Source organism: Roseimicrobium gellanilyticum, from assembly GCF_003315205.1.
GTDB classification, from domain to species: Bacteria; Verrucomicrobiota; Verrucomicrobiia; order Verrucomicrobiales; family Verrucomicrobiaceae; genus Roseimicrobium; species Roseimicrobium gellanilyticum.
This window is the reverse complement of sequence record NZ_QNRR01000003.1, coordinates 90,948-102,250: the sequence shown is the minus strand read 5'-3', so window position 1 is coordinate 102,250 and position 11,303 is coordinate 90,948. Positions and strand designations below refer to the sequence as shown.

Here is an 11,303-nt window from a genome sequence, read left to right as displayed (position 1 = left end):
CTAGCGCATGAAGCGGCGAACGTTGCGGATGCGCCAGGTGTAGAGGGTATCCAGAGACTTCGCGACACTGAGCGTGCCATTGCGGGCCCTGCCGATGTAGTCGTAGTCGTCGGTTTTCAGCGCAGGGTCGTTCGGGTCGATCGCACGCTCGACGAGAGCGTCTCCCTGGCTTTCTCCGGTGATGCTGTCTCTGTCCTTATCGAAGGTCTGTGGATCGGTGGAGCGGGCCTTGGTGATGGTCTGCACCAGGAAATGCACACGGAACGTGTTCGAGCGAGTGGTGAGACGCGGATAGATATTGGCGTAGGGACGCTCCAGTGTGTTGTCTCCCGTGAGGCGGTGGTCATCCCAATATGTCTTCATCCGGGCCACGATGGCGCTGGCAGATGTCCCTGAGATGCCTTCGTCCTTCGGTACGAGGAATTGCTCACACACCTCTCCCGCATTCATGAAGAACTCTCCGAGGTTGAACTTGGCCTCCCACTGCAGGAGCGTCTTCTCTGCATCGATGTAGTGGCGCCAGTTTTGATTCGAGGAAAGTTTGGTGTAGTCCTTGTAAGTCGTGCCTGCACTCGAGGGTATGGCGAGCATCTCCTCAGACTTCAGCACGGCATGCAGCCCCGTGGCTCTTGTGATGTTCGTGAACGGCACAATGCGGTAGTTCATGTTGATCTTGCCCGCTGTGGAAAACGGTTCGCTGATGGGGTAGGGCTGCACCACGGGCATCCAGAACCAGTCAAGCCACGCATGGTCGGGCGGAGCTCCAGACATGACACCTTTCGTGCTGTGGCCTTTTGTTCCCAGATGCCCGCCTGGGGTGATGTCTGGACGGAACAGGAAGGTAGTCCACTGGAGGCCTGTGGAAGGAGCCGATGAGAGCGACCCAAACATCACTGGTGATGGAATCATCTGATTCGGTGCCGTGGTCTGGTTGACCGGTCTCTTGTTGATATTCACGCCGTCCCAAGGCTTGGCGGAAAAGTAGGGAGGTATGGATCCGACGTAAATCGTGGCGCCATCATCTGGCTTGTTCCAATAGGATCCGTCAGGCGCAATTCCAGTTCCGTTGTCCCAGTCACGTGTCTCCGATGGATTCACGGAATAGGGATAGTTTGAGGGGACATTCGCCCGGAAGGTTGGTGATACGGGATTGACCACAAAATCCGGCCGATAGTCACTGGTGGCACCCTGGTTGTTGTAGTTCACCCCCGCCACTAAGGTCACATCTTCCGAACCATTTCCAAAAGTAGGAGGATACTCGACTCCCGGAATCCACATGCTGCCCGGCTTGCCGGTCTTGTGGGGTTTGCCACCCGCCTTGGTGAAGGCGTGGATCTGGGGCTTCAACTGGGCCGTGACAAGCCCTGTCCCTCCCAGCGTGGTGGGATCCCATGCGGGATGCGGCACAAAGAGCCGCTTATTCGCGTCCACGCCAGCGGCGCCTGCTCCTTCGCGCAACCTTTGATAGGCGAGGCGATAGTCCCCATGCCGCACCACCCAAGTGCGTACCACGTCATTTCCATCAATGATCTCGGGCTTGGCGAATCGATTGCCGGAGAACGTGCGTGCGTTCTTGTAGCGTTTGCTGAAGGTATTGGCCAACTCCAGCGGCTTGCCGGGAATGGGCACGATCATATTGGGAGGCACTTCGGCCAGCAACCTGCGGCTGGAGTAGTCCCCATTTCGCTGGTTGCCCACACGGATTTCAAGGCAGCGGTCTACAAGACTGCCCGCGCGGACGCTGGAGATTGTCATCTGTGTCGCATTCGCTGGAACGAGAAAATAACCACGGCTGTATTGTGCCGGGGAGCTGAGGCTATCCGCGGCAACATCCAGATCCGGAACTGCTGCAGTATCCGCTCCGCCGTTGGCATTGCTGTCTGCGTACATCCAGTATCCACCTGAGCCGCCCCATCCCGTCCACCAGTTGCCGGTGGTGTTTCTGCCGGCCAGCGGAGATTCTTGTGGCTTGATTTCGCAGAGGTACTGCAAGTGGGACACATTATGCAGCAGGGTGCCCCAGCGTACTTCGGGGGCCTGCTCCAACGGCGGTGTCACGATGGCACCGCCCGTATTGCGCGTGCCAAATCCATCCGTCGTAATGCGCAGATGCTCCAGACCTGTCACGTTGAACGAGGTGCTGGGTGCGATCATGGTGTAGCCCTGTGCAGGGGCAAATCCCTCTGCCACCACCCCCACCTGGATGGCACGCTGCCCACGTTGCAGCTTGAGAAGATCCACAAGTGCCGGATTCACCTTGGCCGCGGTCGGATCGGAGGGGTACTCTGCAGCGAGGATGAATACCAGGCCGAACTCAGAAACCGTGAACTCCCGTCCGATGCCGGTGGTCCACACGCGATCATGACCATCATTGTCTTGATTGCGCTTGAGAATCTTGTTGTCGGTGTTGAGCGGTGGACTGTAGTAGCTCATGTCCACGGCCGCCACCTGACCGAGCGTATCTGTGCCAATCCAATTTGCCGATGCCTGTGAGTAGGCATCCACGGGCACTCTGGGGGTGACGTTTTTGGTCGAGTGCGTGCTGTCGTTGGCATTCGTCTGCCGTATGTACTCCAACATGGCCACCACTGCAGAGCCACTGTTATACGGGGTCGAAGCAAAGGATGTGAAACGGCCATCGTATTTCTCCGCGATGGACTTGCCATATCCCTGACGGGGCAGTTTGATGCCTTCGATGAGGTACTGCGCGAGATAGTTATTGTGAATCATCCCCCAGCCAAATTCGTCTGTGCCTTCCGCATTGTAGTAGTTTGAGAAGTCATCCATGTTGGAGGCGGCACCACTGCGCCGAAAGTGGAAGGGGTGCTTGCCGAGAGTGCTCGCGAATGCGGACACGTTGTCGAAGGAGGTGCGTTTGTTGTTGGGCGCCTCTGGCCTGTAGTGCACTGGCCACACAGAGACCCGGGGCATGCCACTGGCCGTCGTTTCGGGAGCGCGGCTTTCCGCCGTGAGGAAGAATCGAAGCCTCTTCAGGCGAGCTTCGTCACCTGCAAACATCTGCTGTACGGCTCTTTTGCTGAAGCTCGTTGCTTCACCGGACTCGTCGCTGGGATCTTCAAGGAGGAATTCATCCACGGAAGCATAGAGGCGATCAGTGTCGAAGGTGACCGGAGCATTGTTGCCCTTCATTAGTCCTGCATCCGCGTTCACACGCGGAGTAACGGCATAGATATTCTCAAGCTTCTTCAGCATTTCTCCAGGCTGGGGGAGTAGCCGCTCACCTGGATAAAAGATGGTGCTCAGGCATGTGGTTGCAGGGTGTCCGCCAAAGCGCTGGACCTCGTTGCGCACGGGAGGCTTTTCAGCGAATTGGACCTCCCTCCCGGTAACGCACCGCGGGGTATCCCAAAAGAGTCCTTCGGAAGCCGTGTTGATATTGACCTTGGCAGACTCATCATCCGTCCAGAATGCCAGGCGCCCTACGATCGGGTTCTCCGCGCTTGCTTGTTTATGCCCCACAAAAGGTGTGAACTTCGGCGACGCACTATCTTCCATCACCCCCATGCTCCCGTCGCGCAGCACGTAAACCCAGCGTACCGGCATGGGCAACCGTTGTGAAGAAGGGTCCACCCCGGCGGGCCTCACCCCTTGGACGCTCTTGGAACTGGCCGCAAGAGTGGTGGAATATCGAAATCCCTCCGGCGTTCTGCTTCCCGGATAGGTCGGATTGGCCATGTCCATCGCGCGCGGGTCAAGAATCGGAAAGACCAGGTCACCCGATGCGTCGAGGGCCGGTTCATTGAGATCCGCGTAAACTGACGGCTTGCTGTTCCAATCCGTGGGTAGATCGTTTTCGAGATTCAGTGCGCTGGCTCCTGTAAGGCTGGCGGCGCTCACCACCATCTCGCCTGCGCTGTATAGCTTATAGATGCGTGATGCGATGCCGTTCGCGAGACCATAGGTGCGAAGTGCTCCCGGCTGCGATATCCACAGGGAGTTCTCTTCCGTCGAGCCTGCGCGCAACTGGCCAATGGCTGAATTCAAAGCCATGTCCTGAAGCGTGCCGACATCATGCGTGGCTACTTCACCTGAAGACGAGCGCATCTGCACCGTTGCCATGCCATAGAAGAGAACAACGATGATCGTGAGCATGCCTGCGATCAGCAGGGTCGGAAGCAGGGCTGTGCCTTTGCCTGCCCGTAGACGTGCAAGGGCATGAGTATGAGCTGGAACGATGGAGGGGGTCATGGTCAGCTTTTTTTATGGGCGATAGATGCGCACGCGTGCCGTTGCGGGATCGAGCTGCATGGTTGCGTAGTTGGGCGGGAGCGATCCTGTCTTCAGGTCGGAGGCCTTCAACAGCGTGAGGGTCCACTTTCTGGACGTAGGAAGATTGCAGCTGCCATCCGGGCTGAATCTAAAGCTGATGTATTCACGCTGAACACCATCGGGTCCTTGTTCAAGGCCCTTCTCAAGCTCCGTCTGCGAGCTGTCCAGTAGTAGGGAATAATTGGGTGAAGGATGGAACGCCAGACCTCCGGGAAGATTTTCCACCGCGCGCACACGCTCGAACTTGGGCTTGTATCCCGGAGCAGAGGGGTTCTCGTATCCCGGCGCATCTGGATCTGTCACGAGCTTCATGACACCAAGCTCGAGGCCTCGCCAGAACTCTTCACCGAATTCATTCCTTGTCTTGTAGATGCGCACAATGACCTCTCGATTTGAGATGATGGCAGCCTGTCTCGCCTGCTCCATGGTGTCGCGCATGGTTGCCATGCCTTCCTTCATTCGGAGGGTGTCGAGCATGCCGCTGGCACCAGTACCTGCGATGGTAAGCAGGAGTAACATGACGGTGATCACGATCAGGATCTCCACGAGGGTGAACCCCGGCGCCCGAAGGCGGCCACAGAGCCCTCGCTGAAGAGCCTTGATGGATCTGGAGAAATGAAAGTGCATATCGACGGTACAGACTGAGCACGCGACCGGACGTGCCGGACTAATAGGTATTGATCCACCTCGCGTTCCTGAGACGGACGGTGGTGCTGAAGACGCGATAGTTGAGCTTCATCTGTTGAAGCCGCGCTTCCAGAGACTGAATGTCTTCATTGTACCTGGTGGCGTCCGCGAACAGCGAGTCGACTCCAAGGTCGGGCTTGTTTTGCCCATTAAGTTCCTCCAGCTTCGTGGCGGAAACCTCATCCAACGCGACGAGCGTGAGTCTCAGCAGAGGTGGCAGGCGGTGTCGCGTGACCTCTGCAACGTTCGTCCTGGCATGCTGGTAGTTTCGAGTGTCGTAGTAATACGTGGGGGCTAATCCATTCTCACCAATGAGCGCGCCATTGGAATTCCTGCTGTCGGCAGGGACAAGCGGCGTGACAACAAATGCGGCGATGTTCTCCGCCACTGTGTGCACGTTTTCAGGAGCCTGCAGGGAATCCCGGAACCATGCGAAGATGTCCTCGCGCGAGCTTCCAGCGTTCAGCTTGGCAGCGTATGTCCGCATCAGCTCCGCTGGAACCTGGAGCTCCTTCAGGCGATAGCGATATCTCTTGGGAACATTCTCGCTGTTCAAGAAGTCAGCCCTGGCGCTCGTATCATCTCCGAATTCCAGGTAATATCCCCAGCTATTCATCAAGGTGCCAAGTCCCTTCCAGTCAGTCTCATTCGTCATGCCGAAGGTACCGTGGAAGAAGATGCCGTGTCCGTTGTGATTTCCTGATATCAGCAGTGGAAATTCACCCGCCATCACGGGGCCGGTGACAAAATGGAGATCCGATTTGAGCTTGTACCCGATGGGCACGGAATTCATGTCTTCGTTCTTGTACTCGTAGTCATAAAAAGGATTGATCTCACAGCCTGCGAGGCGAAGGCGCATCGTGTCGAATGCAGCCTGTACCTCCCTGAATTGGCCGAACCGCGCCTCCGAGATTCGAAGCTGCCCTAATGAGGCGTTCAGAAGGGACATGGTGATAAGCATCACCACCGAAAGGATGGTGATGCTGAGCAGGAGTTCGATGAGAGTGAATCCTGTGTCAGGTGCTGTTGTCGCCCGCGTCTTTGAGCGTGCATTTCCTCCCGTGCGCATGGTTCTCCTAGAGGGCTTTTTCGAGGTTTACGAGTAGTGTGCGACTGATGCGGACGTCCCTGGGAAGGGGTTTGCCCGCATCCAGTGCAGCCTGTGCTTGATCAAGCAGTTCCTTCGCCTGTAGCGGACTACCTGACGCGACCAATACAACGACTCTCCTCTGGGATGGATTTGCTCCGGCAGGATTATTCGTGCCAAGGACAACGCCGGTTTGCGGTCCTAGTTGCACACGGGCTGCATAGACGGCATTGGCCTGTTCCCCAACATCCTTCAACTCCTGCCCTTGGTAGTCCAGGAAGACCTCGCGATTGCTCCAGTTCTGAATACTCGACCAGTCCCCTTGCTGGACCTCACCAACAAGACGGGATGCAATTCTTGCTGAGATCGTCATCGACGCTGCCTTGCCGCTGGTATCGACGGCAGACGAGAGGAGTCCCAGTACGGGGACCATCATCGTCACCAAGATGCCAACTGTGACGACAAGTTCCACCAGTGTGGCGCCACCATCAGTCTTGAAGTTAGCTTTGGGAGTGATCATCGGTTCGGGGGAGTGACCCCTCCACCTTGTCATGTCATTGCGTGGTAATTACATAGGTATTCAGCTTAAGGGGTACTCGGCCTTTTAGCTGTCACCGGTGATTCCTTATGTGTGTCTAGGTCTATTTTCGAAGCAATCATTGGTGGTCGCTTGTAGTTTTTGGTAGTACTGGGAAGAGGTGCGTGGGTACCCGTTCTTCACGCTCCTTGCCGCTCTCGGAGTCGACTTGGCTGTGCTCAGAGGGCTGCTGCAAAACCCCACGGGCCAGCATGAAAATCGTTGGCCACAGGGAGCGCAAGATTAACGGCGCAAGTTCGGTTTCTCGGTCATCCACTACCTCGTCGGTGAGGCCATGCTCGACATTACCGAGGGCTGGTTGCCACTGTAGTGAATCCAAAGTTCGGATGTCGTGGTTCCAACGAACTCGGTTCAGGTTCGGTCAGCAAAAGCGTCGAGTTTGGTGTAACCTGATCCCGGTGTTCAATTGCGAGTCGCAGACGCTTGTGAGCTTCCTCGAGGTGTTGCTTGCGTAGTTCCGAGGCAAGCGCTTCAAAGCGTCATTGGGTTGACGGAGTTCCATGAGCATAGGCGAGAACTTGCATCGGCGTGCGGCGACGTGTAGGTGCTGCTGATTGCTGGAGCCGAAGTTGACCTGAAACAGGCTTCGTTCCGTCATCTCTACATTCCCAGGATGATCTATGTCAATGTGACGATCGACGTCTGCGCCGGTACCAAAACTTATGTTTAGCAGTCCACGTCCCAATCTCTATAAGAGTACAGAAGGCTTCTCTGTGGAGGTGCTCGGCAGAACGGGCATTCTTTATTCCGAAGCAGGAAGAACACTCCGCATCGATTCCGAAGTGCTTTCCGGGGCAAGCGGCATGGTTGTTTACAAGGACTCCATCAATCACTGGCAAGCCCCCCACCACATCAAACCTTTTAGTCTGGCAGATCGAGAGCGAGTAATTGAGAACGTGAGAGCGGCATTCAAGTTTCAGGGATATGACATAGTGATTACCTGGCCAAGGTGTCCATGTTCCTCCCCTGACCTGTGGAATTGAATGGAGCGGGCCGAAGACGAGCGCCCTCCATGCGGAGGGCATCAGCTGCCAGGCTGTTCTGGAGCGCCTACGACAGCGGAAGGATGTGGTGGTGACGATTGAGGGTGGCCGAGATTCATGTGGTATTGAGATAAGGCGCAACGACGCATATCGATATCGTATGGTCATCCTCTGAGGATGCCTTGGGCTAAAAAGGTGCGGAAAAGCGCAGCCGACTCTAGCGCTTCTTCGCATCGAGGATGGCAAAGCGACCGTCGCGTACCACGAACACTTCCAGGGCGGATTGATCCAGGCCTGCGTGATCGTCGGGAGTGAAACGGAAGTTGCCGGTGACGCCGGTAAACGTGCCGAGTGATTCAAGGGCCGCGAGAATCTGGTCTCTGGAAACGGGTGAGCTGCTGGCCTCTATGGCAAGCAAAGCGGAATACAGTGCATCCCTGGCATGCCCGGCGAAATGCGAGGGCGGAGAATCGAATCGCAGGGCCCAAAACCTCTGGAAGACATGAATGGCCTTGTCCCTTTCGGTGCTGCCATCCTTGCTGGCGTCGAGAGGCAACAGCACGCGTGAGCCCATCAGGATGACTCCTTCTCCCGCCGGTCCCACCGCCTTGAGGAATGCAGGTGATGCATTTCCATGACTGAGATAGATGGGGATATTCGGCTTTGTTTTGCGCATGGCCGCCACCAGTAGGGCCGGTCCCGGGGTGGTGCCCCATAGCACCACGGCAGAGGCTTCACTCGGAATGGCGTTGATGACAGCCTCTGGATGGGGCAGGTCAGGAGGATAGCTCGCATGGTGAGCCACCTGGATGGCGGATGCGCGCTTCGCCACCTCCTGGAAAACTTCTGCACCACTCTTTCCGGCTCCGTCCTCAACCTGGATGGCGGATGCGCGCTTCGCTGCCTCCTGGAATACTTCTGCGCCACTTTTTCCAAATCCGTCCTCGGAATAGAGGAACGCTATCTTCTGTGTGCTCCCTGATTGAGACGCCAGCGTCGTCACCAGCTTTTGCGCTGCCAGTGCATCGTTTTGGGCAAATTGGAAGACCCAGGGATTGGTTCGTGAAGGGTCTTCGGGATGTTGCGTGATCTTCTTGCTGGCAGCCAGTGCGAGCAGGGGAAGCTGATACTCTGCGGCCTTGCGTGCCAATGGTATGGCCTCGCCGGAGGTGCTGGGGCCGATGACGGCGAGAACTTTTGGGTCCTTGCTGAATTGCTCCAGGTATTCCAGGGCTCTCTCAGGCTTACCTTCAGAGTCCCGGTACTCCAACGTGACCCTGCCAGCGCCAGATTGGAGTTCTCCATAGGACATCAGTGCCCTGAGTATCTTCTCTTCCGGCTGACCAATTTCGCTGGCCGGACCGGATGTCGCGAGAATCACGCCAATCTTATATCCACCTGCAGACTGCCCGGGTGAAATGCAGATGACGAAGAGGAAGGTTATCGCGACCTTGCATATGATAATGGGCCTGAGAGGCGTGGAGTTCATGGGAGATGGATCTCACCGTTGTATCTGTTGGTCCTTCCGCTCACCGTCTCTGGAAGGTGACCTCACACTTAGGCGTGTCGAGCAAAGGCAAGAATTGGTGTTTGGCTTGATGGAGTCAAGGCAAATGGACGGACATGGAGCGCTGGAAGCATTCCTTTAGGAAAAGTTTGCCACGCTCCCTCCGGCCCTGCTAGAAAAACCCACAAGATGCTCACCCGCGCCCGTGCTCTCCTGTGTGTGCTCGCCTGGCTTGTCTATCACCACTCTCCGGCTGCAGAGGCTCCGGGACATGCCGGCGGAAAGGAACCCGAGAATGCAGAGCTCGAGTCGGAGCTTTACATCGGCAGGCATGGCTACTGGCATGGTGGCCTAGGGGCCGTGGTGGCGCTGGGGGAGGAGTTGCACCTCGGTCTGGGAGCCCACGCCCAGCGTGAGGAACTGGGCGCCACGGAGGTGTCCTATTTCAATGCAGAGTTGATTTACGAATTCCCCGGTGAACTGGCAGTGGAGGTCTTCGGGTTTGTTTATCCTGAAGTGGAGCGATTGCAGGCGGTGGGGACGGGTCTGCGGGGCACGAAGAAGTTTGCTCTGGGCGAGGAGCGGTCGTTGTCTGTGTTCTTCGGCCCTTCCTATGCGCGGGCGAGGTCTGTGGTGGAAGAGTCGGACGAGTTGGAAACCATGCGCCATCTGATGCTACTCGGCGGGATCACATGGGAAGTTGGCGAGGTGTCCGTGACGCTTCTGGCCAGCCATTCCTTCTACAACAGGAATCCCGAGGGCGTGGAGACACATGTAGGCCTGACGGATATGACACACTTCGCCGCCTATGAGAATAACGACGGCTTTGTCAGGGATACGGTGGCGGTGGAGGTAGCTTGGGAAATCAACGAGTGGCTGGAATTGAACCTTCGTTATGCTGCGATGTGGTTCGAGAAGGAGACTCGCCATGCCATCGCCATCACGCCAGCAGTGAAGCTCAGTGAGCGGGTCGAGCTGGAGACCGGCGTCGAATTCCTGCGCGGCGGCGAGCATGAAAACGACCTCGTTTTCATGGGGTTCTCCGTCATGTTTTGATGACGCTGCTCCCGCGCAACACCCGCCTTCATTGAAAGCCTGGTCTTGATTCCCGGATGAGTCGTGAGAACTCCGGACTGTCTCCCACAGCGCGTGCGGCCTCGTTGATCGCGGCGCTCTTCTTCAGCTCGGGGAAGGGAAGGCCATCCGTGGCGATGGCGTTCTGTTCATACATCATCTCGTCCAGCTTGCCGTTGAAGAGGATGCGCCAGTCCCAGGGAGTGCGGTTCGTCATGGGGCGCTGGGTGCGCACTGTGGTGGTACAGTTCGTGGTTGCGGCATTGTACCAGCGTGGATGCTCCTTGAGCTTGTTCATCGCATTGATGTATTCCATGAAGCGCTCGCGTGCCTTTTCAGGCGTCGTCTTCGTGCGGTAGAGGTACATCGTGTTCTTCGGACTGTGGATGGCGCGGATGCCGAAGAGGTCGCGCTCATCTCCCACCACATAGAGCAGCTCATACTGCCGGTAGAGCCCTCCAATGGCGGAGTAGCCCTCCGGCTTCTCCCGGCGGGTCTCGATGGAAAAGGCCACGGGTAGAGTATCGGAAAACTGAAAGCTCACCACGGGGTGGGCAATCCATTCGGAGCCCCAGTAATCCATGCCAATGTCGATGCCCGTGAGTTTGGCCAGGTTCACCGTGCGGGTCTCCCAGTGGGGTGTGTAGTCCGTGTACGTGCGGTACGCTGTATGGCGGAAGTTGTGCAGGATGATGACGTCGCCATGCACCTCCGCCCAGGGGGCCTGGGACATGTATTCCTGCCAGTCGCGATCATCGCGAGGCTGGAGTGTCAGCCACCATCCCAGCACTGCGGCCATGGCAACCAGCACCACCACGCGTGAAATCATTCTGGGCCGAATCCAGAACCATGCCACCACCGCGCCGAGGAACCAAATGATGGCCAGCGGCTTGCGCAGCGCGGGCCACGGAGAATCATAGAAGAGCGCGCCTGTGACCCACAGGATGGCAACGATGGCGACCAGCGCCAGGAGCACGCGCAGGACCCAGTACAGACCGCGAGACAGGAGCTTCATAAGGTGCAGGGGGCATTACCCCAGAGAGCCCGGCACTGCCATGAGTCTTTGGTCCTACGGAA

Annotated in this window: 7 protein-coding genes and 1 pseudogene; 2 read left to right on the top strand and 6 right to left on the bottom strand. The window is 57.2% G+C overall.

What is annotated here, in order from left to right; genetic code table 11:
- From vccA to vccB, 4 genes and pseudogenes are all read right to left on the bottom strand, one after another.
- On the bottom strand, positions 1-4,209 hold the full coding sequence (vccA, locus tag DES53_RS10425) for a Verru_Chthon cassette protein A (RefSeq protein WP_113958210.1): 4,209 nt from the start codon (positions 4,207-4,209) through the stop codon (positions 1-3).
- Between the two features lie 12 nt (positions 4,210-4,221).
- Positions 4,222-4,917: a Verru_Chthon cassette protein D gene (gene vccD / locus DES53_RS10420; RefSeq protein ID WP_113958209.1), complete on the bottom strand. Its 696-nt coding sequence runs from the start codon at positions 4,915-4,917 to the stop codon at positions 4,222-4,224.
- 40 nt (positions 4,918-4,957) lie between these two features.
- A pseudogene (gene vccC, locus DES53_RS10415) lies at positions 4,958-5,986 on the bottom strand (Verru_Chthon cassette protein C); the annotation flags it as partial.
- Between the two features lie 67 nt (positions 5,987-6,053).
- Positions 6,054-6,584 (bottom strand): Verru_Chthon cassette protein B, encoded by a 531-nt coding sequence (gene vccB / locus DES53_RS10410; RefSeq protein WP_170157002.1) that lies wholly within the window; start codon positions 6,582-6,584, stop codon positions 6,054-6,056.
- A gap of 740 nt (positions 6,585-7,324) precedes the next feature.
- Here vccB and DES53_RS34040 point away from each other — a divergent pair.
- Entirely contained in the window at positions 7,325-7,645 is a 321-nt protein-coding gene (locus DES53_RS34040; RefSeq protein ID WP_113958206.1) for an Imm74 family immunity protein, read from the top strand.
- 217 nt (positions 7,646-7,862) lie between these two features.
- Here the strand turns inward: DES53_RS34040 and DES53_RS10400 are convergent, their stop codons facing one another.
- Positions 7,863-9,134, bottom strand: a complete 1,272-nt coding sequence (locus tag DES53_RS10400) for an ABC transporter substrate-binding protein (protein ID WP_113958205.1) — start codon at positions 9,132-9,134, stop codon at positions 7,863-7,865.
- Positions 9,135-9,341: 207 nt separating this feature from the next.
- Here DES53_RS10400 and DES53_RS10395 point away from each other — a divergent pair, with 207 nt between their 5' ends.
- Positions 9,342-10,208 (top strand): hypothetical protein, encoded by an 867-nt coding sequence (locus DES53_RS10395; RefSeq protein ID WP_113958204.1) that lies wholly within the window; start codon positions 9,342-9,344, stop codon positions 10,206-10,208.
- A gap of 28 nt (positions 10,209-10,236) precedes the next feature.
- On the opposite strand, the gene DES53_RS10390 is transcribed toward DES53_RS10395, so the two are convergent.
- On the bottom strand, positions 10,237-11,241 hold the full coding sequence (locus tag DES53_RS10390) for a lipoprotein N-acyltransferase Lnb domain-containing protein (protein ID WP_113958203.1): 1,005 nt from the start codon (positions 11,239-11,241) through the stop codon (positions 10,237-10,239).
- Positions 11,242-11,303: the final 62 nt, after the last annotated feature.